The organism is Pseudomonas sp. CBC3, assembly GCF_037967085.1.
Classification (GTDB): Bacteria; Pseudomonadota; Gammaproteobacteria; order Pseudomonadales; family Pseudomonadaceae; genus Stutzerimonas.
On the sequence record NZ_JBANEO010000002.1, the window covers coordinates 509,768 to 532,439 of the forward strand.

General features: G+C 59.3%; 19 protein-coding genes. All 19 read left to right on the top strand.

Features of this window, described 5'->3' with window-relative positions; all coding sequences use genetic code 11:
- Positions 1 to 32 precede the first annotated feature (32 nt).
- The 19 genes from uppS to ispD all read left to right on the top strand — a co-directional run bounded on the left by uppS (position 33) and on the right by ispD (position 22,638).
- On the top strand, positions 33 to 794 hold the full coding sequence (gene uppS, locus V6943_RS09515) for a polyprenyl diphosphate synthase (protein ID WP_131648245.1): 762 nt from the start codon (positions 33 to 35) through the stop codon (positions 792 to 794).
- Positions 788 to 1,603 carry a phosphatidate cytidylyltransferase gene (locus V6943_RS09520; protein ID WP_197444529.1) on the top strand — a complete coding sequence of 272 codons (816 nt, stop codon included), beginning with the start codon at positions 788 to 790 and terminating at the stop codon, positions 1,601 to 1,603. The genes uppS and V6943_RS09520 overlap by 7 nt, the downstream gene beginning before the upstream one ends.
- A complete protein-coding gene (gene ispC / locus V6943_RS09525) occupies positions 1,600 to 2,790 on the top strand; it encodes a 1-deoxy-D-xylulose-5-phosphate reductoisomerase (protein ID WP_197444530.1) in 1,191 nt (396 codons plus the stop codon). Before V6943_RS09520 ends, ispC begins: the two co-directional genes overlap by 4 nt.
- An 88-nt stretch (positions 2,791 to 2,878) precedes the next feature.
- The gene (rseP, locus tag V6943_RS09530; protein ID WP_197444531.1) at positions 2,879 to 4,231 is read left to right on the top strand and encodes an RIP metalloprotease RseP; all 1,353 of its coding nucleotides are present in this window, start codon (positions 2,879 to 2,881) and stop codon (positions 4,229 to 4,231) included.
- Between the two features lie 69 nt (positions 4,232 to 4,300).
- Complete coding sequence (gene bamA / locus V6943_RS09535; RefSeq protein WP_340553318.1) at positions 4,301 to 6,652, top strand: outer membrane protein assembly factor BamA; 2,352 nt, start codon at positions 4,301 to 4,303, stop codon at positions 6,650 to 6,652.
- 46 nt (positions 6,653 to 6,698) lie between these two features.
- Positions 6,699 to 7,202, top strand: a complete 504-nt coding sequence (locus V6943_RS09540) for an OmpH family outer membrane protein (protein ID WP_131648250.1) — start codon at positions 6,699 to 6,701, stop codon at positions 7,200 to 7,202.
- Positions 7,202 to 8,260 carry a UDP-3-O-(3-hydroxymyristoyl)glucosamine N-acyltransferase gene (gene lpxD, locus V6943_RS09545; protein WP_340553319.1) on the top strand — a complete coding sequence of 353 codons (1,059 nt, stop codon included), beginning with the start codon at positions 7,202 to 7,204 and terminating at the stop codon, positions 8,258 to 8,260. The genes V6943_RS09540 and lpxD overlap by 1 nt, the downstream gene beginning before the upstream one ends.
- Before the next feature lie 95 nt (positions 8,261 to 8,355).
- Entirely contained in the window at positions 8,356 to 8,796 is a 441-nt protein-coding gene (fabZ, locus tag V6943_RS09550) for a 3-hydroxyacyl-ACP dehydratase FabZ (protein ID WP_131648252.1), read from the top strand.
- Positions 8,793 to 9,569 carry an acyl-ACP--UDP-N-acetylglucosamine O-acyltransferase gene (gene lpxA / locus V6943_RS09555; RefSeq protein ID WP_340553320.1) on the top strand — a complete coding sequence of 259 codons (777 nt, stop codon included), beginning with the start codon at positions 8,793 to 8,795 and terminating at the stop codon, positions 9,567 to 9,569. The genes fabZ and lpxA overlap by 4 nt, the downstream gene beginning before the upstream one ends.
- Before the next feature lies 1 nt (position 9,570).
- A complete protein-coding gene (gene lpxB / locus V6943_RS09560; RefSeq protein WP_340553321.1) occupies positions 9,571 to 10,704 on the top strand; it encodes a lipid-A-disaccharide synthase in 1,134 nt (377 codons plus the stop codon).
- Positions 10,704 to 11,345 (top strand): ribonuclease HII, encoded by a 642-nt coding sequence (rnhB, locus tag V6943_RS09565; protein ID WP_131648255.1) that lies wholly within the window; start codon positions 10,704 to 10,706, stop codon positions 11,343 to 11,345. The genes lpxB and rnhB overlap by 1 nt, the downstream gene beginning before the upstream one ends.
- Positions 11,346 to 11,444: 99 nt before the next feature.
- Positions 11,445 to 14,966, top strand: coding sequence for a DNA polymerase III subunit alpha (dnaE, locus tag V6943_RS09570; RefSeq protein ID WP_340553322.1), 3,522 nt, complete (start codon positions 11,445 to 11,447; stop codon positions 14,964 to 14,966).
- 188 nt (positions 14,967 to 15,154) lie between these two features.
- Complete coding sequence (locus V6943_RS09575) at positions 15,155 to 16,105, top strand: acetyl-CoA carboxylase carboxyltransferase subunit alpha (RefSeq protein ID WP_131648950.1); 951 nt, start codon at positions 15,155 to 15,157, stop codon at positions 16,103 to 16,105.
- Between the two features lie 120 nt (positions 16,106 to 16,225).
- Positions 16,226 to 17,509, top strand: coding sequence for a tRNA lysidine(34) synthetase TilS (gene tilS, locus V6943_RS09580; protein ID WP_340553323.1), 1,284 nt, complete (start codon positions 16,226 to 16,228; stop codon positions 17,507 to 17,509).
- Positions 17,510 to 17,680: 171 nt separating this feature from the next.
- A complete protein-coding gene (locus V6943_RS09585; protein ID WP_340553324.1) occupies positions 17,681 to 19,312 on the top strand; it encodes a CTP synthase in 1,632 nt (543 codons plus the stop codon).
- Positions 19,309 to 20,154, top strand: a complete 846-nt coding sequence (gene kdsA / locus V6943_RS09590) for a 3-deoxy-8-phosphooctulonate synthase (protein ID WP_181102641.1) — start codon at positions 19,309 to 19,311, stop codon at positions 20,152 to 20,154. The genes V6943_RS09585 and kdsA overlap by 4 nt, the downstream gene beginning before the upstream one ends.
- A 33-nt stretch (positions 20,155 to 20,187) precedes the next feature.
- Positions 20,188 to 21,477 (top strand): phosphopyruvate hydratase, encoded by a 1,290-nt coding sequence (eno, locus tag V6943_RS09595; protein WP_340553325.1) that lies wholly within the window; start codon positions 20,188 to 20,190, stop codon positions 21,475 to 21,477.
- Positions 21,478 to 21,658: 181 nt separating this feature from the next.
- Entirely contained in the window at positions 21,659 to 21,937 is a 279-nt protein-coding gene (ftsB, locus tag V6943_RS09600; RefSeq protein ID WP_131648951.1) for a cell division protein FtsB, read from the top strand.
- Positions 21,938 to 21,945: 8 nt separating this feature from the next.
- Positions 21,946 to 22,638 carry a 2-C-methyl-D-erythritol 4-phosphate cytidylyltransferase gene (gene ispD, locus V6943_RS09605; protein WP_340553326.1) on the top strand — a complete coding sequence of 231 codons (693 nt, stop codon included), beginning with the start codon at positions 21,946 to 21,948 and terminating at the stop codon, positions 22,636 to 22,638.
- The last annotated feature ends 34 nt before the right edge of the window (positions 22,639 to 22,672 follow it).

Here is a 22,672-nt window from a genome sequence, read left to right on the forward strand (position 1 = left end):
GCAACGTGATTGAGCGCAGGTAGAGTCGTTTCATGGAAAAGGTCAGGCAGATTGCCGGGCGGAATGTACCCCGTCATGTCGCAGTCATCATGGATGGCAACAATCGCTGGGCCAAGCGCCGTCTCTTGCCGGGCGTGGCCGGGCACAAAGCGGGTGTCGATGCGGTGCGAGCCGTCATCGAAGTCTGTGCCGAGGCGGGTGTCGAGGTGCTGACGCTATTCGCCTTCTCCAGCGAGAACTGGCAACGGCCGGCTGATGAGGTTGGTGCGTTGATGGAGCTGTTTCTAACTGCGCTGCGCCGAGAGGCGCGCAAGCTCAATGAGAACGGCATCAGCCTGCGAGTCATCGGTGATCGCTCGCGCTTTCATCCTGAGTTGCAGACCGCAATGCTCGAGGCCGAAGAGATAACGGCTGGTGCCGGCCGTTTCGTTCTTCAGGTCGCAGCCAATTATGGCGGTCAGTGGGACATCCTGCAGGCGGCTCAACGGATGGCTCGTGAAGCACAGAGTGGTCGTCTAGATCCAGAGTCGGTTACTCCGGCGCTTTTCCAGAGCTATCTCGCTACCGGCGATATGCCCCTGCCGGATCTATGCATTCGCACCGGCGGCGAACGACGCATCAGCAATTTTCTGCTGTGGCAGCTGGCATACGCTGAGCTGTATTTCTCCGACCTGTTCTGGCCGGATTTCAAACACGATGCAATGCGCGCCGCTCTGGCCGATTTCGCCAAGCGGCAACGGCGTTTCGGTAAGACCGGCGATCAGGTCGAGACAGAGGTCCGTGCAGAATGTTGAAACAACGCATCATCACCGCCGCCATCCTGCTGCCAATTGCACTGATCGGCTTCTTTCTCCTCGACGGTCTCGCATTCGCGCTGTTCATTGGTGTGGTGGTGATATTGGGTAGCTGGGAATGGGCGCGTCTGGCGGGGTTTTCCGGTCAGTTTGCGAGAATCGGCTATGCGTTGGTCGTTGCCCTGCTGCTTGTTGCGCTGTACCGGTTGCCATCACTGACTCCTTGGTTACTCTCGATCAGCGTCGTCTGGTGGCTGATCGCAACGGCATTGGTGCTTGGATATCCAGGCAGCCAGCGCCACTGGGGAGGGCGCATTGGCAGTCTAGTGATCGGTTTGTTGATTTTGCTTCCGGCTTGGCAAGCCCTCGTCGTGCTCAAGCAATGGCCGCAAGGAAATTGGCTGATCGTAGCGGTGATGATGCTGGTTTGGGCGGCCGACATCGGTGCCTATTTTTCAGGCAAGACCTTTGGTCGTCGCAAATTGGCGCCTCAGGTTAGCCCGGGTAAGAGCTGGGAAGGCTTGATCGGCGGGCTGGTCACGAGCCTGCTGATCACGCTCGGTGTCGGCCTGTATCAGGGCTGGTCGCCACGGGCGCTGGTATTGGCGCTCCTCGGCGCTGCCCTGGTGGTTGTGATCTCCGTTGTGGGCGATCTGACCGAAAGCATGTTCAAACGTAGCTCCGGCATCAAAGACAGCAGCCAACTGCTGCCCGGACATGGTGGTGTGATGGATCGCATCGACAGTCTGACCGCGGCGGTACCGGTGTTTACCGTTTTGTTGTGGCTTGCTGGCTGGGGTGCTTGGTGAGTCGACCCTTGCAGGTAACGGTGCTGGGGGCGACCGGTTCGATCGGCTTGAGCACGCTGGACGTCATCTCTCGTCATCCGGAGCGCTACAGGGCGTTCGCATTGACTGCGTTCAGCCGTGTCGCTGAACTGCGCGAGCTGTGCCGCATACATCTTCCACGTTATGCCGTGGTGGCTGACAGCGACAAAAGGCGCGAGCTGCAGAGTCAGCTCGACAGCGACGGTGTAAAGACTCGCGTGCTGGTCGGCGAGGGCGGGCTGAGCGAGGTTGCGGCGCATCCCGAGGTTGATGTGGTGATGGCCGCTATTGTCGGTGCGGCTGGCTTGCGTCCCACGCTCGCAGCCGTGCAGGCCAGCAAGCGCGTGCTGTTGGCGAACAAGGAGGCGCTGGTAATGTCCGGCGCGCTGTTCATGCAGGCGCTTCGGGACAGTGAGGCCGTTTTGCTGCCAATCGACAGCGAACACAACGCTATCTTCCAATGCCTCCCGGGCAACTATTCGCAAGGGCTCAGCAGCGTCGGGGTGCGGCGGATACTGCTAACCGCGTCCGGAGGACCGTTCCGCCAGCTGCCGCTAGAACAGCTTTCAGCCGTGACCGCCGAGCAGGCATGTGCGCATCCGAACTGGTCCATGGGGCGCAAGATCTCCGTAGATTCGGCAAGCATGATGAACAAGGGGCTCGAGCTCATCGAGGCGTGCTGGCTGTTCGACGCACGTCCTGAGCAGGTCGAAGTGATCATTCACCCGCAAAGCGTCATTCATTCTATGGTCGACTATGTTGACGGCTCTGTGCTGGCGCAGCTCGGTAACCCCGACATGCGTACTCCCATAGCGCACGCGCTGGCCTGGCCGGAGCGAATCGACTCAGGTGTTTCGGCGCTGGACCTGTTGCAGACAGGAAGTCTGAATTTCGAAGCTCCAGATCTGCAGCGGTTCCCGTGCCTTCGCATTGCTCGGCAGGCTGCTCAGGACGGCGGAACGGCGCCGGCCATGCTCAATGCCGCGAACGAGGTGGCGGTGGACGCGTTCCTCGAGGGTCGCATTCGCTTCACTGAAATCGCGAGTATCATCGAGGCCGTACTCGACCAGGAAGCATCGGTTCCGGCTCGCTGCTTGGCAGATGTGCTTGCTGCCGATGCCCAGGCTCGCACATTGGCTTCGCGCTGGTTGCATAATCGAGATCGCTAGTGGCTGAACCCGTGCCAGCAGCGGCGATGCGCGGAATTGACTTCATCGGAGTCGGTAGCTAACCAGGCCTTTCGAGGCAGAGGAAAATATGAGCGCGCTGTACATGATCATCGGCACCCTCGTGGCGCTGGGTGTGCTGGTAACCTTTCACGAGTACGGGCATTTCTGGGTCGCACGTCGTTGCGGCGTCAAAGTTCTGCGTTTTTCGGTAGGCTTCGGTCGTCCACTGTTGCGTTGGCACGATCGCCAGGGTACCGAGTTCGTCATAGCGGCGATTCCGCTCGGCGGCTATGTGAAGATGCTCGATGAACGTGAAGGTGATGTCCCGCCCGCATTGCTGAATCAGACATTCAACCGCAAGTCAGTGAAACAACGCTTCGCCATCGTATCGGCCGGGCCGTTGGCGAACTTCCTCCTTGCGCTGGTGTTTTTCTGGGCGCTGGCAATGCTTGGAACCGAGCAGATTCGACCGGTAGTCGGTGCTGTTGAAGCGGGCAGCCTCGCCGACCGCGCCGGGCTGATGGCCGCGCATGAAATCGTAGAGGTCAACGGCAAAGCTACCTCGGGCTGGTCAGAGGTGAATCTTCAACTGATCAGGCGGCTGGGTGAAAGCGGCTCGCTCGAATTGCTTGTGCGCGATAGTAATAGCAGTCAGTCGCAGCGACTGCAGTTGGAGTTGAACGATTGGCTGAAAGGCGCCGAGGAACCGGACCCGATCGGTTCGCTGGGTATACGTCCCTGGCGTCCGGAAATCGCCCCGGTAGTCGCTCAGCTCGATCCGCAAGGACCTGCTCAAGCGGCCGGCATGCGTCTTGGCGATCGGCTGCTCAGCCTCGATGGTGAGGCGCTTAATGAATGGCAGGACGTTATCGATCGTGTCAAGCCGCTGTACGGTCAGGCTGTTCAGCTCGAAATCGAGCGTGATGGGCAGCGGTTGGAGTTGCCTCTAACGCTAGCCGAGCGGGGTGAAGACGGTAGCCGTCGTGGGTATCTTGGTGCAGGAGTCGCAGCCGGTGAGTGGCCGGCGGAAATGCTGCGAAACGTCAGTTACGGGCCGCTTGAGGCGGTGGTCGAAGGACTCCGGCGGACCTGGACGATGAGCGTTCTGACGCTCGATTCTTTGAAAAAAATGCTCTTCGGGGAGCTCTCGGTAAAAAACTTGAGCGGCCCGATAACCATTGCTAAAGTGGCGGGCGCTTCTGCACAGTCGGGCGTGGGCGACTTTCTGAACTTCCTCGCCTACCTGAGTATTAGCCTTGGGGTACTCAATCTATTGCCTATCCCGGTCCTGGATGGGGGGCATTTGCTCTTCTATCTGGTTGAGTGGGTCCGTGGACGTCCCTTGTCGGACAGGGTCCAGGGCTGGGGAGTACAGATCGGTATCAGCCTGGTTGTTGGGGTGATGCTACTTGCGCTGGTCAACGACCTTGGCCGCCTTTAATTGCCATATACCTTGATGTCGCCGCGCAAAGCGCAGGTTCAATTATCAGGTTTGAAAAGAAAGGACTTCATGAAACGTCTGCTGCTACCTGCGGTTATTTCCGCACTGATGATTGCCGAAGTTCACGCCGAGTCCTTCACCATCTCCGATATACGTGTCAATGGCCTGCAACGCGTTTCCGCAGGCAGTGTCTTTGGCGCGTTGCCGTTGAACGTCGGTCAGGCTGCCGATGACAGTCGTCTGGTAGACGCAACCCGCGCACTGTTCCGTACCGGCTTCTTCGAGGATATCCAGCTTGGTCGCGAAGGCGATGTGCTGGTAATCAATGTGGTCGAGCGACCATCGATTTCCGGTATCGAAATCGACGGCAACAAGGCCATCAAAACCGAGGATTTGCTTTCCGGTTTGCAGCAGTCTGGCCTCGCCGAGGGTGAGATCTTTCAGCGCGCGACGCTCGAAGGCGTACGCAACGAGTTGCAGCGCCAATACGTTGCGCAGGGCCGTTACTCGGCCACCATCGAGACCGAGGTCGTCCCGCAACCGCGTAATCGCGTCGCGCTGAAGATCAACATCAACGAAGGCTCGGTCGCTGCGATCAAACACATCAACGTCGTTGGCAATTCGGTCTTCCCCGATGAGGACCTTACCGATCTGTTCGAGTTGAAGACCAGCAATTGGCTGTCGTTCTTCCGTAACGACGACAAATACGCTCGGGAAAAGCTCTCCGGTGACCTTGAGCGCCTGCGTTCCTACTATCTGGATCGCGGCTATATCAATATGGATATCACCTCCACCCAGGTATCCATCACGCCTGACAAGAAAGACGTTTACGTCACTGTAAATATCGCCGAAGGCGATCGCTACACGGTTAGCGACGTAAAACTGAGCGGTGATCTCAAGGTTCCGCAGGAGGAATTACAGTCTCTGCTGTTGGCGAAAGAAGGCCAGGTTTTCTCACGAAAGGTGATGACCACCACCTCCGAATTGATCACGCGACGACTGGGGAATGAAGGTTATACCTTCGCCAACGTCAACGGCGTGCCGCAAGCCAACGATGAAGACAACACCGTATCGATTACTTTCGTCGTCGATCCAGGTAAGCGGGCTTACGTCAATCGCATCAATTTCCGTGGCAACACCAAAACTGAAGACGAAGTACTGCGTCGCGAAATGCGCCAGATGGAAGGCGGCTGGGCCTCGACCTACTTGATCGATCAGTCCAAGACCCGTCTGGAGCGCTTGGGATTCTTCAAGGAAGTAAACGTCGAAACCCCGCAGGTGCCTGGCACCGATGACCAGATCGATGTGAATTACAGTGTCGAAGAGCAGCCTTCCGGTTCGATCATGGCGAGCATTGGCTTCGCTCAGAATGCTGGTCTGATTCTGGGTGGTTCGATCAGCCAGAACAACTTCCTGGGTACCGGTAACCGGGTCAGCATCGGTTTGACCCGCAGCGAATACCAGTCGCGTTACAACTTCGGCTTCGTCGATCCCTACTGGACCGAAGACGGTGTCAGTCTTGGCTATAACGCCTTCTACCGGACCACCGACTACGACGAGCTGGACTATGACGTGTCCAGCTACTCGGTCGACAGTCTGGGCGGCGGGGTCAATATCGGTTATCCGATCAGCGAGACGTCGCGGTTGTCGTTTGGTCTGTCCGCGCAACAGGACACCATCGACAGTGGTCGCTACACCGTCGACGAGATTTTCGATTTCATGGAGGAGGAGGGTGACAGCTACCTCAACTTCAAGGCGTCCGTTGGCTGGTCCGAATCCACACTGAACCGCGGCGTACTGGCGACGCGCGGTCACTCGCAAAGTCTCTCGCTGGAAACCACCATTCCAGGCAGCGACCTGTCGTTCTACAAGATCGACTACAACGGTCAGCTTTTCGTGCCGTTGAGCGAGAGCTACACCATGCGTCTGCATACTCAACTAGGGTATGGCGATGCTTACGGCTCGACATCGCGTCTGCCGTTCTATGAGCACTACTATGCCGGCGGTTTCAACTCGGTTCGCGGTTTTGAAGACAGCAGTCTTGGGCCGCGTAGTACGCCGAGTGATGGCTCGAACCCAGGCACCATCAAAGATCCCGATCAGGATGAGCTGCCCTTTGGTGGTAACGTGCTGATTCAAGGGGGCATGGAAGTTCTATTCCCGATGCCCTTCGTGAAGGATCAGCGCTCGCTGCGTACTTCGGTGTTCTGGGACGTCGGTAACGTCTACGATACCAATTGCCCTTCGGAATCAGCCAAATGCAGCGATATCGATTTCGGCGATGTGGCCAGCTCGGTCGGCGTAGGACTGACCTGGATCACCGCGATGGGGCCCTTGAGTTTCAGCTTGGCGATGCCAGTCGTGAAGCCCGACGATGCAGATACCCAGGTTTTCCAGTTCTCGCTGGGTCAAACCTTTTAATCATCCGGAGCGTTGCTCCAGTGTTTCCTGAAGAGTGGTATATACCGTGCGTAAGTTGACTCAATTGCTCCTTGTGGCTGCTGCTCTAGCGGCGACGCCTGCATTCGCCGACATGAAGATTGCGGTGATGAACTACCAGATGGCGCTGCTCGAGTCGGACGCTGCCAAGCGTTACTCCGTCGATGCAGAAAAGAAGTTCGGTCCGCAGCTGGACAAGCTCAAAGGTTTGGAAAGCGATGCCAAGCGCATCCAGGACCGTCTAGGCAAGGATGGGGACAAAATGCAGCAGGCGGAGCGTGAGCGCCTCGAGCTGGAATTCAAACAGAAGGCGCGTGATTTCCAGTTTCTCTCCAAGGAACTGAACGAATCCAAAGCCGCTGCTGATCGCGACATGCTCAAGCAGCTCAAGCCGAAGCTGGATAAAGCTGTGGAAGAAGTCATCAAAAAGGGTGACTACGATTTGGTGCTCGAACGCGGTGCGGTGGTCGATGTCAAGCCGCAGTACGACATCACTCGCCAAGTCATCGAGCGCATGAATCAGCTGCGCTAATGAATACGGTCGTCTATACGCTCGGCGAACTCGCCGAGCAGCTGGGCGCCACGCTGCGTGGCGATGCGGCACAACCGGTGTCGGGCCTGGCTACACTGCAGGACGCCGGTCCGCAACAGCTGAGCTTTCTGGCCAACGCCCAGTACCGCAAGTTTCTCGAAAACTCTCGCGCCGGAGCCGTACTGCTTACGCCGAAGGACGCCGAGGATTACAGCGGCAACGCGCTGCTTATCGACAATCCCTATCTGGCGTATGCACGTGTCTCGCACCTGTTCGAGACACGGCCGAAGGCTGCCAGCGGCATTCACCCAAGCGCAATCATTGATCCAAGTGCACAGGTCGACCCCAGCGCCAGCATTGGCGCCCAGGTCGTAATCGAGGCGGATGCCTGGATCGGTGCGGATGTGGTGATTGGTGCTCAATCGTTCATCGGTGCTCGCAGTCGTGTGGGTGCCGGAGGGCGTCTGGCTTCGCGCGTCACCCTCTGCCACGACGTCCGTATCGGTGAGAGGGTCGTGATTCAGCCGGGTGCGGTGATCGGTGGCGAAGGTTTCGGTTTCGCCAACGAAAAGGGCAGTTGGGAAAAGATCGCTCAGCTCGGCGGCGTGCGCATTGGCGACGACGTCGAGATTGGTGCCAATACCACGATCGATCGAGGTGCGCTCTCTGACACGGTCATCGGGAATGGCGTAAAGCTGGATAACCAGATCATGATCGCGCACAACGTACAGATCGGCGAAAACACTGCCGTAGCAGGTTGTGCCGGGATTTCCGGAAGTACCAAAATCGGTCGTAACTGTATGCTCGCCGGGGGCGTCGGGCTCGTCGGGCATATCGAGGTTTGCGACAACGTGTTCATTACCGGCATGACCATGGTCACCCGGTCAATCACCGAGCCGGGAAGTTATTCTTCTGGGACGGCCATGCAACCCGCTGCGGACTGGCGTAAGAGTGCCGCCCGGATTCGTCATCTCGACGATATGGCTCGTCGCCTGCAGCAAGTGGAAAAACGCCTGGCTTCCGTGACCCCGCACGGGGATGCGGCTTCTGATGCCTGACCCTATCGGCTGATCGTCTCTGCTAGAGGCTTCCACCGCAGGTGCACGACCCTGACCGTGCTGGCTCCCATAATTCTTACGGGCATTATCTTCATATGATGGATATCAACGAGATTCGCGAATACCTTCCTCACCGTTACCCCTTTTTATTGGTTGATCGGGTGACGGAGCTGGATACGGACGCCAAGCGTGTTCGCGCATACAAGAACGTCTCCGTCAACGAACCGTTCTTCAACGGCCACTTTCCACAGCATCCCATCATGCCGGGCGTGCTGATTATCGAAGCCATGGCGCAGGCGGCCGGACTGCTTGGGTTCAAGATGATGGGCACCAAGCCTGCAGACGGTACGCTTTATTACTTCGTCGGCTCGGATAAGCTGCGCTTCCGCCAGCCGGTCGTGCCGGGCGATCAGCTGAGCCTTGAAGCGTCTTTCATCAGTGCCAAGCGCGGAATCTGGAAGTTCGATTGCCGCGCAAGTGTCGAAGGCAAGCTTGTCTGCTCCGCCGAAATCATTTGCGCGGAACAGAAGATATGAATTTGATCGACCCTCGCGCTATCGTCGATCCTTCGGCCAAGCTGGCGGACGACGTCCAGATCGGGCCATGGTCGATCATCGGCCCGGACGTCGAAATAGGCGAGGGGACGGTGATCGCGTCGCATGTGGTCATCAAGGGGCCGACCCGTATCGGCCGCCATAATCGTATTTTTCAATTTTCATCGATTGGCGAGGACACGCCCGACCTCAAGTACAAAGGCGAGCCGACGCGTCTGGTAATCGGTGACCACAACGTGATCCGCGAAGGCGTGACCATTCACCGCGGCACCGTGCAGGATCGAGGCGAAACCACCATCGCCGACCATAACCTCATCATGGCCTACGCACACATCGGTCATGACAGCGTGATCGCCAACCATTGCATCCTGGTGAACAACACCGCGCTGGCGGGACATGTGCACGTCGGTGATTGGGCGATTCTGTCTGGATACACCCTGGTGCATCAGTATTGCCATATCGGCGCGTACAGCTTTTCGGGTATGGGGACAGCCATTGGCAAGGACGTTCCAGCGTTCGTCACTGTATTCGGTAATCCCGCTGAGGCGCGTAGCATGAATTTCGAGGGCATGCGCCGCCGCGGTTTCAGCGCTGAGGCCATCACAGCCCTGCGCAACGCCTACAAGGTCGTCTACCGCAAGGGGCTTACGGTCGACGCTGCGTTGACCGCGCTCGCCGCCGATGCGCAGACGTTTCCCGAAGTGGCGCTGTTCCGTGATTCGGTGCAAGCCTCGAAACGTGGCATCACGCGCTGATATGTCCAGGCCGCTGACAGTCGCGCTGGTGGCCGGTGAGGCCTCTGGCGACATTCTTGGTTCGGGTCTGATGCAGGCGCTCAGAGCGCAGCACCCTGAGGTTGAGTTCATTGGCGTCGGCGGTCCTCTCATGGAGGCGCTGGGGCTCAAATCCTATTTCCCGCTGGAGCGCTTGGCGGTGATGGGATTGGTGGAGGTGCTCGGTCGGCTGCCAGAGCTTCTTGCACGCCGCAAGCGTTTGTTAAAAACGCTGCTCGAAATCCGCCCCGACGTGTTCATTGGTATAGACGCACCGGATTTCAACTTGGATCTGGCCCTCAAGCTGCGGCGCAACGGTATCAGGACTGTGCACTACGTCAGCCCCTCAGTCTGGGCGTGGCGGCAGAAACGTGTGATGAAGATCCGAGACGCCTGCGACCTGATGCTTACCCTTTTTCCGTTCGAGGCGAAGTTCTACGACGCGCACCAGGTCGCGGTGCGTTTCGTCGGTCATCCGTTGGCCGATACCATCCCGCTGGAACCCGATCGCGCCGTGGCACGAGCTGCGTTGAACCTCCCGCAGGAAGGAATGATCGTTGCGCTGATGCCGGGCAGCCGAGGTGGCGAAGTGGGTCGTCTTGGTGAGCTTTTCCTCGACGCCGCTGACCGACTGCGTTCGATGCGCCCTGGTATCCGCTTCGTCGTTCCCTGCGCCAGTCCTGAGCGTCGTGCACAGCTGGAACAAATGCTGGCTAGGCGTGACCTGCCGCTGACACTGCTCGATGGGCGGTCCCATGAGGCGCTGGCGGCGTGCAATGCGGTGCTGATTGCCTCTGGTACTGCGACGCTCGAGGCCTTGTTATTCAAGCGCCCGATGGTCGTGGCCTATAGCGTTGCGCCGTTGACCTTTCGCATTCTCAAACGCATGGTGAAAAGTCCGTACGTGTCATTACCCAATCTTCTTGCCCAGCGCCTGCTGGTGCCAGAGCTTCTGCAGGACGCCGCGACCCCGGATGCCATGGCGCAACTACTGTCGCCCCTGCTGGATAACGGCGATATACAAACCGAAGGCTTCGACGCCATCCATCGGACGCTGCGCTGCGATGCGTCGAGTCAGGCCGCCAGTGCGGTACTCGAACTGGCCGAGGCAAGCTGATGCAGATCGGTCTCGACTTCAACCTCGTCGAAGAGCTGGTGGCTGGCGTCGACGAGGTCGGCCGCGGCCCCCTGTGTGGACCTGTCGTGACGGCTGCGGTGATCCTCGATCCCGCGCGGCCGATCGAAGGGCTCAATGATTCGAAGAAACTCACCGAAGCAAGGCGTGAAGCGCTTTTCGACGAGATATGCGCGAAGGCGCTCGCCTGGTGCATCGCCCGCGCCGAGGTACACGAGATCGACCAGCTGAACATCCTGCACGCTACCATGCTGGCGATGCAGCGAGCGGTCGAGGGGCTGAGTGTCACGCCGCGGTTGGCCCTCATCGACGGCAATCGCTGTCCCCAGCTGGCGGTGCCCAGTGCCCCGGTGATTCAGGGCGACGCCCAGGTGCCTGCCATCGCAGCCGCTTCGATTCTGGCGAAAGTCAGCCGTGACCGGGAGATGTGTGCGCTGGATCTATGCTATCCGGGCTACGGCCTGTCGGCTCACAAGGGGTACCCGACGCCGCATCATCTGGAAGCACTGCAACGGCTCGGTCCGACCGTCATCCATCGGCGCTCGTTTGCACCGGTACGCAATCTGCTGGAGCAGGCCGCCCTCGCAGAGTCTTCCAGCGTCATGGTTGCCTTACCGGTCTGAGCCGGCGCGTTACGCGACTGGTGATCACCCGTCGCCTTCATCGTTCAGGCTTTCCGGTACAATTTGCGGCCTGTCGTTTCACCAGTCCAAGGTTCTTTCATGCCCGTCTCCTTCGTCCATCTCCGCCTGCACACCGAATATTCTCTGGTCGATGGTCTGGTGCGAGTCAAACCGCTGGTCAAGTCGGTTGCTGGCGCGGGCATGCCGGCGGTGGCCGTCACCGACCAGAGCAACATGTGCTCGCTGGTTAAGTTCTACAAAGCTGCTCAAGGAGCCGGGATCAAGCCGATCTGTGGCGCCGATATCTGGCTTGCCGGTCGCGACGAAGACGGCCCGCTCAGTCGGCTGACGTTGCTGGCGATGAACGGCAAAGGTTATCGGAACCTCACCGAGTTGGTATCTCGCGGCTGGACCGAGGGGCAGCGCAACGACCAAATCATCATCGAGCGTGACTGGGTAAAGGCCGCTGCCGAAGGATTGATCGCGCTCTCCGGCGCAAAGGAAGGGGAGATCGGTCACGCCCTACTTGCAGGTGAGGATGCGACGGCCGAGGCATTGCTGACCGAGTGGCAAGCGGTTTTCCCTCAGCGCTTCTATCTCGAGGTTCAGCGCACCAGTCGCGTCAATGATGAGGAGCATCTGCACGCGGCGGTCGCTCTGGCTCAGCGTTGTGACGTTCCGCTGGTGGCTACCAACGACGTGCGTTTTCTCAAACAGGAAGATTTCGAAGCCCACGAAACCCGTGTCTGTATCGGCGAGAGCCGGATCCTGGATGACTCACGGCGGCCGCGAAATTACTCCGATCAGCAGTACCTGAAAACACCCGAGGAAATGTGGGAACTGTTCAGTGATCTGCCCGAGGCGTTGGAAAACACGGTCGAGATCGCCAGGCGCTGCAACATCGAAGTACAGCTGGGCACCTACTTCCTGCCGGACTTCCCCGTGCCGGATGGCATGACCATGGACGAGTATTTCCGCAAGGTCTCGTTCGAAGGGCTCGAAGAACGTCTTGAAGTGCTGCTGCCCAAGGACACGCTTGACTACGAGACGAAGAAGCAGGTCTATGTAGACCGGCTGAATTTCGAACTCGACATCATCATCCAGATGGGCTTTCCGGGTTACTTCCTGATCGTTATGGACTTCATCCAGTGGGCCAAGAACAACGGCGTACCGGTGGGGCCCGGACGTGGCTCGGGCGCGGGTTCGCTGGTTGCCTACGTGCAGAAAATTACCGACCTCGACCCACTGGCCTACGATCTGCTGTTCGAACGCTTCCTCAACCCTGAGCGGATTTCCATGCCCGACTTCGACGTCGACTTCTGCATGGACGGCCGCGATCGGGTCATCGATTACGTGGCGGAAAAGTACGGCCGCAACGCGGTCAGCCAGATCATCACCTTTGGCACCATGGCCGCGAAGGCTGTGGTGCGAGACGTTGCGCGAGTCCAGGGCAAGTCCTATGGTCTGGCCGACCGACTGTCGAAGATGATTCCCTTCGAAGTCGGCATGACGCTGGAAAAAGCCTACGAGATGGAAGAGCCGCTCCGTGATTTTCTTGCCGTCGATGAGGACGCCCGGGAAATCTGGGACATGGCGCTCAAGCTCGAAGGCATTACCCGCGGTACCGGCAAGCACGCGGGCGGGGTGGTGATCGCGCCGACCAAACTCACGGATTTCGCGCCTATTGCTTGCGATGACGAGGGCGGCAGCCTGGTCACCCAGTTCGATAAGGATGACGTCGAACAAGCCGGGCTGGTCAAGTTCGACTTCCTCGGCCTGCGCACCCTGACCATCATCAAATGGGCCATGGAGACGATCAATCGCGAGCAGGCCAAGAAGGGCCTTGAGCCGCTGAACATCGACTTCATCCCGCTGGACGACAAACCCACCTTCTCGCTGCTGCAGAAGGCCGAGACCACCGCGGTGTTCCAGCTCGAATCACGCGGCATGAAGGAGCTGATCAAGAAACTCAAGCCGGACTGCCTGGAAGATCTGATCGCTCTGGTTGCGCTGTTCCGTCCGGGGCCGCTGCAGTCGGGCATGGTCGATGACTTCATCAACCGTAAGCACGGTCGTGCGGAGATTTCCTACCCGCACTCGGATTACCAGTACGAAGGCCTCAAGCCGGTGCTGGCGCCCACCTACGGCATCATCCTGTACCAGGAACAGGTGATGCAGATCGCCCAGGTGATGGGCGGCTACACGCTCGGCCAGGCTGACATGCTGCGCCGTGCCATGGGTAAGAAGAAACCCGAGGAGATGGCCAAGCAGCGCGGCGGCTTCATCGAGGGGTGTGCCAATAACGGCATTGACGCCGATCTGGCAGGCAACATTTTCGATCTGGTGGAGAAGTTTGCGGGCTACGGCTTCAACAAGTCGCACTCGGCTGCTTACGGTCTGGTTTCATACCAAACCGCCTGGCTCAAGGCGCATCATCCTTCGCCGTTCATGGCCGCGGTTCTGTCGGCGGATATGCACAACACCGATAAGGTGGTCACGCTGATCGAGGAATGTCGCAGCATGAAGCTGCGCATCGATGCGCCGGACGTGAACAACTCTGAGTTCAAGTTCACGGTCAGCGATGATGGACGGATCATCTACGGTCTTGGTGCGATCAAGGGTGTCGGCGAAGGTCCGGTAGAAGCGATTTGCGAATGCCGTAACGAGGGCGGTCCGTTCAAGGATCTGTTCGATTTCTGCAGTCGCGTCGACCTCAAGCGAATCAACAAGCGCACCCTGGAAGCGCTGATCCGAGGTGGCGCGCTGGATCGCCTCGGTCCTTATTTCTCAGATGAGCCCAAGGCATATCAAGCCAATATCGACCGCAACCGTGCGGTGCTCTTGTCGGCCATGGAGGAAGCTGTTCAGGCCGCCGAGCAGACGGCGCGTAGCGCGGAGAGTGGCCACATGGACCTGTTCGGCGGTCTGTTTGCCGAGCCTGAGGCAGATGTTTATGCCAACCATCGCAACGCGCGCGAACTGTCATTAAAGGAACGTCTGAAGGGCGAGAAAGATACGCTTGGGTTGTATTTGACCGGCCATCCGATTGATGAATACGAGGGCGAAGTTCGCCGCTTCGCCCGGCAGCGGATCGTCGATCTGCGCCCTGCACGTGGTGAGCAGACTATTGCCGGCTTGATCGTCAACCTGCGGGTAATGAAGAACAAGAAGGGCGACAAGATGGGCTTCATCACCCTCGATGATCGTTCGGGGCGGATCGAGGCCTCGCTGTTCGCCGAAGCTTTCAACAGCGCTCAGGCGCTGCTGCAGACTGACGCCCTGGTAGTAGTCGAGGGCGAGGTCAGTAATGATGATTTTTCCGGCGGTCTACGTCTGCGTGCCAAGCGAGTCATGAGTCTTGAGGAGGCACGTACCGGGCTCGCTGAGAGCTTGCGTGTCAAAGTCGCTGGCGATGCGCTGAAAGGCGACCGGGTGCGCTGGCTGGCCGATGTCTGCGGACGTCACCGCGGCGCCTGCCCAATCACAATGGAGTACACCGGGAGCGACGCGCGAGCGTTGTTGCAGTTCGGCGAGAGCTGGCGGATCGACCCAGCAGACAACTTGATTCAGGCATTGCGTGACCAGTTCGGGCGCGACAACGTCTTTTTGCAATACCGATAGCGGGACGTAACGGATCGGCGTGCCAATGCTGGCTGCCGGTCCGGATGACCGCCGATATGATCCGATCCTGAATCGGTCAAAATTGCGAACATTTTTTGTTCGACCTGAATGCGTCCGTCCCGTAAGGTAGGGCGCAAAAAACGGAACAGCTTCCCGGCCGCCTGGCCGTCGACGCATGACGGATGACTATGAACCCGAATTTTCTCGATTTCGAACAGCCGATCGCCGACCTGCAAGCCAAGATCGAAGAATTGCGCCTGGTTGGTAACGATAACTCGCTGAATATTGGCGATGAGATTGCCAGACTGCAGGATAAGAGCGAGTCGCTCACTGAGAGCATTTTCGGCAACCTCACCAGCTGGCAGATCGCTCGTCTGGCTCGTCATCCGCAGCGCCCCTACACCCTCGATTACGTCAAACATCTGTTCACCGAGTTCGAAGAACTGCACGGTGACCGGCATTTCTCCGATGACGCCGCGATTGTTGGCGGTACGGCTCGCCTGAACGGTGAGCCGGTGATGATCATTGGGCATCAGAAGGGCCGCGAAGTCCGCGAGAAAGTGCGCCGCAACTTCGGCATGCCGCGTCCTGAAGGCTACCGCAAGGCCTGCCGTTTGATGGAAATGGCCGAGCGTTTCAAGATGCCGATCCTCACCTTCATCGATACGCCGGGTGCTTATCCGGGCATCGATGCCGAAGAGCGCAATCAGAGCGAGGCGATCGCTTGGAATCTTCGCGTGATGTCCCGCTTGAAGACGCCGATCATCGCGACTGTCATTGGTGAAGGCGGTTCCGGTGGCGCGTTGGCCATTGGTGTCTGCGATCAGTTGAACATGCTTCAGTATTCCACCTATGCGGTCATCTCTCCGGAAGGCTGTGCCTCGATTCTCTGGCGTACCGCCGAAAAGGCGCCGGAAGCAGCCGAGGCCATGGGCGTTACCGCCGAGCGTTTGAAAGATCTGGGCATCGTCGACAAGGTCATCCCTGAGCCATTGGGTGGCGCGCATCGGAATCCTGCGGTTACGGCCGCATCGTTGCGTGACGAGCTGACTTCGCAGCTTGAAATGCTCAAGGGCCTCGATACCGACGCGCTGCTGGCCCGTCGCTATGACCGTCTGATGAGCTACGGTATCGCTTGAGCGTGACGGCATGACAAAAACGGCGGGCATAGGCCCGCCGTTTCTTTTTGCAGGTCAGGCGGCGCTGCTTCGCGCGTTTTCAGCCCATCCTTGGCGTTTCGCCTTTCCGAGCGTATGCGCATGGCACTTGAATCTCATCTTCTTTGCTTTCTGAAACCGTGGCTCAATGCGCCAGCATGGCGTGTTGCCTTTTCTGGAGGGCTGGATTCGACCGTGCTGCTCACTGCATTGGCCTATCTGCGGCGGCAGCACCGGTTGCCGCCGCTCAGTGCCATTCATGTTCATCATGGCTTGCAGGCGGTGGCCGATAGCTGGCCTGCACACTGCGCGAAGATCTGCGATGGCTTGGGTGTTCCGCTTGAAGTCGTGCCGGTGCAGGTAGCGGCAGGCGCGAGTATCGAGCGCGCCGCCCGAGTGGCTCGCTACAAAGCTTTCGCCGACAGACTTGGCGAGGATGAGGTGCTGCTCATGGCTCAGCACCAGGATGACCAAGCCGAAACACTGCTGTTTCGTATGCTGCGTGGCGCCGGCGTGCGCGGCCTTGGCGCGATGCGAGTGAGTCGCGAGCTAGGGCAGGGCAAGCTGGTGCGGCCGTTACTCGCGATCGATCGGGCCGATTTGGAATCCTACGCTCGCACGCAACAGTTGGAGTGGATCGAAGATCCCTCCAACGCAAGCCTTGTGCATTCGCGCAACTACCTTCGCCACCAGGTGATGCCGGTGCTGAAACAGCGCTGGCCGCGCGCGCCGTCCAGTATGGCTCGAACCGCGGGGCATCTGGCCGAAGCGCAGGCGCTGCTCGATGAGCTCGCCGAGATGGATCTACTGGCGGCTCGCGCGCCGGAAAGCTGGTCATGGCTGCCCCTGCCGAGCCTGGACTTATCGGTACTGCGCTCACTGAGTTCGGCTAGACAGCGCAATGCGCTACGCCACTGGCTGGCTGAGTTCACGCTGTTGCCGGATACCGACCACTGGGCCGGCTGGGAGGCGCTGCGCGATGCCGCTGTGGATGCTACGCCCCGCTGGCGTTTGGAGGGCGGCGAGCTTCATCGTGCCGGAAACCGGCTGTGGTGGCTTTCCGGGCCCTGGCTCGAAGCGGTCGAAGGTGCGTTTCCGTGGGAGCGAAGAGTCACCACGCTGGCATTGCCCGGTAACGGCGCGGTGAGCCTCGGAGGAGCGATGCAGGGCGCGTTCGAGATTCGTTATCGGCAAGGCGGCGAGAGCATGGCACTGTCCGGACGTGGCAGACGCGATCTGAAGCGCCTGCTCAACGAAGTCCAGGTGCCGGGATTCGTCCGCTCACGCCTGCCGCTGCTCTATCTCGATGGCGAGCTGGTTGCCGTTGCCAATCTGCCGCAATTCGATACCGCCCAGGTGTCACTCGTCTGGACGCCACCAGTGTGATGCGCGTTTGAGCTGATGGGGTCTTTCCAGTAGACTACGCTCCCGTCTCAATACAGCTTCTGCGGTTTCTTCGAATCCGTGGCAGTTGCGCTATTGCCGCTCGATGCGCAATGGCACCTTCGCTTTCCCCCGGCGGCGCCAGCCGCTTAACGCAGACTTCTAGGGTTTTTCATGACGCGCTACATCTTCGTCACGGGTGGTGTTGTTTCTTCATTGGGGAAAGGCATCGCCTCGGCTTCATTGGCGGCCATCCTGGAGGCGCGGGGCCTGAAGGTCACGATGCTCAAGCTGGACCCTTACATCAACGTCGATCCGGGCACCATGAGCCCGTTCCAGCACGGTGAAGTGTTCGTCACCCATGACGGCGCCGAGACCGACCTCGACCTAGGTCACTACGAACGCTTCATTCGTACCCGCATGACCCAGAACAACAACTTCACCACCGGCCGCGTCTACGAAGACGTGCTGCGCCGTGAGCGCCGTGGTGATTATCTGGGCGCGACCATTCAGGTCATTCCGCACATCACCGACGAAATCAAGCGTCGCGTCATCAAGGGCGCCGGCGATGCCGACGTGGCTTTGGTGGAAGTGGGCGGCACCGTGGGCGACATCGAGTCGCAACCCTTCCTCGAGGCGATTCGCCAGTTGCGTGTGGAAGTCGGCGCCAAGCGCGCCATGCTGATGCATCTGACGTTGGTGCCTTACATCGCCACTGCCGGCGAAACCAAGACCAAGCCGACCCAGCATTCGGTAAAAGAATTACGCTCCATCGGCCTGCAGCCGGATGTGCTGGTCTGCCGTTCGGAAGTGCCGATCGATCTGTCCTCGCGCCGCAAGATCGCCCTGTTCACCAACGTCGAAGAGCGCGCGGTGATCAGCCTGCCGGACGCCGACACCATCTACAAGATTCCCGGCATGCTGCATGCGCAGGGGCTGGATGATTTTGTCGTCGAGCGCTTCGGCCTAGAGTGCGGCGGCGCCGACCTCTCCGAGTGGGATCGTGTGGTCGATGCCAAGCTGAACCCGGAAAAAGAAGTCACCATCGCCATGGTCGGCAAGTACATGGAACTTCTGGACGCCTACAAATCTCTGATCGAGGCAATGAGCCACGCTGGCATCCAGAGCCGTACCAAAGTGAACCTGCGTTATATCGACTCCGAAGATATCGAAAACCAGGGCACCGGCCTGCTGGAAGGCATGGACGCGATTCTGGTGCCGGGCGGCTTCGGCTTGCGCGGCGTGGAAGGCAAGATCACTACAGTCAAATATGCCCGCGAGAACAAGATCCCCTATCTGGGCATCTGTCTCGGCATGCAGGTTGCGGTAATCGAATTCGCCCGGGACGTACTCGGCTGGACCGACGCCAACTCTACGGAATTCGACAAGGACAGCACCCACCCGGTGGTGGGCTTGATCACTGAGTGGGCTGATGCCACCGGCGCCGTGGAAACTCGCACCGATGCTTCCGACCTGGGCGGCACCATGCGCCTGGGCGCCCAGGAGTGCGGTCTCGAAGCCGGCTCGAACGTTTTTGCCTGCTATGGCGCGGAGCGCATCGTCGAGCGTCACCGCCATCGCTACGAAGTGAACGACAACCTGCTGCCGCAGTTGCAGGAGGCTGGCCTGAAGATCACCGGTCGCTCCGGCGACGGTGCGCTGGTGGAGGTTGTCGAGGCGCCAGACCATCCCTGGTTCGTGGCCTGCCAGTTCCACCCCGAATTCACCTCCACGCCCCGTGACGGTCATCCGCTGTTCAGCGGATTCGTCCAGGCAGCGCTGGATTACAAGGCGGGCAAGGCATGAGTCAGAAGACCATCCGCGTCGGCAACATCGAGATCGCCAACGACAAGCCGTTCGTGCTGTTCGGCGGCATGAACGTGCTGGAGTCCCGCGACCTGGCGCTGCAGATTTGCGAAGCCTATGTGAAGGTGACCGAGAAGCTCGGTATTCCGTACATCTTCAAGGCAAGCTTCGACAAGGCCAATCGCTCCTCGATCAACTCCTTCCGTGGTCCAGGCCTGGAAGAAGGCATGCGCATCTTCGAAGAGGTAAAGAAGACCTTCGGCGTGCCGGTGATCACCGATGTACACGAACCCCATCAGGCGCAGCCGGTGGCTGAGGTCTGCGACATCATCCAGCTGCCGGCTTTCCTGTCGCGGCAGACCGATCTGGTCGTCGCCATGGCCAAGACCGGTGCGGTGATCAACATCAAGAAGGCTCAGTTTCTCGCACCCCAGGAAATGAAGCACATCCTCGCCAAATGCGAGGAAGCCGGTAACGATCAATTGATTCTCTGCGAGCGTGGCTCGTCCTTCGGCTACAACAATCTGGTCGTCGACATGCTCGGCTTCGACATCATGAAGCGGATGCGGTATCCGGTGATTTTCGATGTCACTCATGCGTTGCAGATGCCTGGCGGCCGTGCCGATTCTGCCGGCGGTCGTCGCGCCCAGGTTACCGATCTGGCCAAGGCTGGACTCAGCCAGGGACTTGCCGGATTGTTCCTCGAAGCGCATCCCGATCCAGACAATGCCAAGTGCGATGGCCCGTGCGCCTTGCGCCTCGATAAGCTCGAACCTTTCCTCACCCAACTCAAACAGTTGGATGATCTGATCAAGAATTTTTCGCCAATCGAAACTGCTTGAAGCCTTGAAGCTATCTACGGAGTGTTAATAAAAATGGCAAAGATCGTCGACATCAAAGGGCGTGAAGTTCTCGACTCCCGTGGCAATCCCACCGTGGAAGCGGACGTTATCCTCGATAACGGCATCATCGGTAGCGCCTGTGCGCCGTCCGGTGCGTCCACTGGTTCGCGCGAAGCGCTGGAACTGCGTGATGGCGACAACAGCCGTTATATGGGCAAAGGCGTGCTGAAGGCTATCGGCAACATCAATGGTCCGATTCGCGATCTGCTGCTGGGCAAGGACCCTGTCGACCAGAAAGCCCTGGATCGCGCGATGATCGAGCTGGACGGCACCGACAACAAGGCCAAGCTGGGCGCCAACGCCATCCTCGCCGTGTCCCTGGCTGCCGCCAAGGCTGCTGCCCAGGATCAGGACCTGCCGCTCTACGCGCACATCGCCAACCTCAACGGCACGCCGGGCCAGTACTCCATGCCGGTGCCGATGATGAACATCATCAACGGCGGCGAGCATGCCGACAACAACGTCGACATCCAGGAATTCATGGTGCAGCCGGTCGGCGCCAAGACATTTGCCGATGCCCTGCGCATGGGTACTGAAATCTTCCATAACCTCAAGGCCGTGCTGAAAGCCCGCGGCCTGAGCACTTCCGTAGGTGACGAAGGTGGCTTCGCGCCGAACCTGGCGTCCAACGAAGATGCCCTGGCAGCTATCGCCGAAGCCGTCGAGAAAGCCGGCTACAAGCTGGGTACCGACGTGACCCTGGCGCTGGACTGCGCATCGAGTGAGTTCTACAAGGACGGCAAGTACGACCTGGCTGGCGAAGGCAAGGCATTCGACGCCGCAGGTTTCGCCGACTACCTGGCTGGTCTGTCCGAGCGCTATCCGATCATCTCCATCGAAGACGGCATGGATGAGTCCGACTGGGACGGCTGGAAGGTCCTGACCGACAAGATCGGCAGCAAGGTTCAGCTGGTCGGCGATGATCTGTTCGTGACCAACACCAAGATCCTCAAAGAAGGTATCGAGAAATGCATCGGTAACTCGATCCTGATCAAGTTCAACCAGATCGGCTCGCTGACCGAGACTCTCGAAGCCATCCAGATGGCCAAGGCCGCCGGCTACACCGCGGTGATCTCGCACCGTTCCGGCGAAACCGAAGACCACACCATCGCTGACCTGGCTGTTGGTACTGCCGCAGGTCAGATCAAGACTGGCTCGCTGTGCCGCTCGGACCGCGTGTCCAAGTACAACCAGCTGCTGCGTATCGAAGAGCAGCTCGGCGGAAAAGCGGCCTATAAGGGGCGTGCCGAGTTTCGCGGCTAATACTTCGCATGCTAGAAAGGGGCGGCGTTAGTCGCCCTTTTTTGTGGATAACGTTCAGCACTGATAAGGTCGTCGCCGAAATGAGGCGATGCGCCCGCCAGCAAAGGAAAGCCAGGCCATGTCGCTGACCGCTGCCTATATCTCGTCATCTGAAACCAACCGAAGCCGTTCCATGCCGTCCATGCGTAGCCCCTACTGGTTGTTCGTCGTTTTGATCCTGTTGTTGGGCGGTCTTCAGTACCGTCTGTGGGTGGGCGAGGGGAGCCTCGCTCAGGTCAGTGGACTGAACAAGCAGATCGCTGAACAGCAGGGCGAGAACCAGCGCCTACTAGAGCGCAATCGCATCCTCGAGGCTGAGGTGATGGAGCTCAAGCAAGGTATGGAAACTGTCGAAGAGCGTGCTCGACAGGAGCTTGGGATGGTCAAGGAAGGCGAGACGCTATTCCAGCTCACGGAGTAAGGACGGCCATGTTCCCGGAGTTCTGGGCCGTGATACCGGCCGCCGGTGTCGGCAGCCGCATGCGCGCCGATCGGCCTAAGCAATACCTGCCCTTGGCCGGCAAGAGCGTCATCGAACATACACTCAGCTGTTTTCTCGACCATCCCGGTTTGCTTGGGTTGGTCGTCAGCCTGGCCGCCGATGATCCGTACTGGGCGAATCTGGACTGCGCCAAGGACCCTCGCATTCAACGTGCTGACGGCGGCGCCGAGCGCGCCGACTCGGTACTGGCTGGGTTGCACCGTCTGTCCGAGCGGGGCGCAAGAGACGGCGATTGGGTGCTGGTGCATGATGCCGCTCGGCCCAATCTCTCGCGTCAGGATCTCGACAAACTGCTGGTCGAACTGGGCGACGATCCAGTCGGTGGGCTACTCGCCGTACCGGCCCGGGACACATTGAAACGAGCGGGTACCGACGGACGGGTCGTGGAAACCATCGATCGCAGCGTGATATGGCAGGCTTTCACACCGCAAATGTTTCGCCTCGGGGCGTTACGCGATGCGCTTGCCAATGTGCTCGAAGCTGGCGCAGCCGTTACTGATGAAGCGTCCGCGCTGGAATGGGCGGGATTCAGTCCGCGACTGGTAGAAGGGCGCTCGGATAATTTGAAGATCACGCGTCCGGAAGATCTGCAATGGCTGCAACAGCGCTGGCAATCGTGATTGCGCAGCGCTGTGCATCCTGAAGCGCGATTCT

Coding starts and splice junctions, on each gene's coding strand:
- uppS (WP_131648245.1), top strand. CDS start 33: ATGGAAAAGGTCAGGCAGATTGCCGGGCGGAATGTACCCCGTCATGTC.
- V6943_RS09520 (WP_197444529.1), top strand. CDS start 788: ATGTTGAAACAACGCATCATCACCGCCGCCATCCTGCTGCCAATTGCA.
- rseP (WP_197444531.1), top strand. CDS start 2,879: ATGAGCGCGCTGTACATGATCATCGGCACCCTCGTGGCGCTGGGTGTG.
- bamA (WP_340553318.1), top strand. CDS start 4,301: ATGAAACGTCTGCTGCTACCTGCGGTTATTTCCGCACTGATGATTGCC.
- lpxD (WP_340553319.1), top strand. CDS start 7,202: ATGAATACGGTCGTCTATACGCTCGGCGAACTCGCCGAGCAGCTGGGC.
- fabZ (WP_131648252.1), top strand. CDS start 8,356: ATGATGGATATCAACGAGATTCGCGAATACCTTCCTCACCGTTACCCC.
- lpxA (WP_340553320.1), top strand. CDS start 8,793: ATGAATTTGATCGACCCTCGCGCTATCGTCGATCCTTCGGCCAAGCTG.
- lpxB (WP_340553321.1), top strand. CDS start 9,571: ATGTCCAGGCCGCTGACAGTCGCGCTGGTGGCCGGTGAGGCCTCTGGC.
- rnhB (WP_131648255.1), top strand. CDS start 10,704: ATGCAGATCGGTCTCGACTTCAACCTCGTCGAAGAGCTGGTGGCTGGC.
- dnaE (WP_340553322.1), top strand. CDS start 11,445: ATGCCCGTCTCCTTCGTCCATCTCCGCCTGCACACCGAATATTCTCTG.
- V6943_RS09575 (WP_131648950.1), top strand. CDS start 15,155: ATGAACCCGAATTTTCTCGATTTCGAACAGCCGATCGCCGACCTGCAA.
- tilS (WP_340553323.1), top strand. CDS start 16,226: ATGGCACTTGAATCTCATCTTCTTTGCTTTCTGAAACCGTGGCTCAAT.
- V6943_RS09585 (WP_340553324.1), top strand. CDS start 17,681: ATGACGCGCTACATCTTCGTCACGGGTGGTGTTGTTTCTTCATTGGGG.
- kdsA (WP_181102641.1), top strand. CDS start 19,309: ATGAGTCAGAAGACCATCCGCGTCGGCAACATCGAGATCGCCAACGAC.
- eno (WP_340553325.1), top strand. CDS start 20,188: ATGGCAAAGATCGTCGACATCAAAGGGCGTGAAGTTCTCGACTCCCGT.
- ftsB (WP_131648951.1), top strand. CDS start 21,659: ATGCGTAGCCCCTACTGGTTGTTCGTCGTTTTGATCCTGTTGTTGGGC.
- ispD (WP_340553326.1), top strand. CDS start 21,946: ATGTTCCCGGAGTTCTGGGCCGTGATACCGGCCGCCGGTGTCGGCAGC.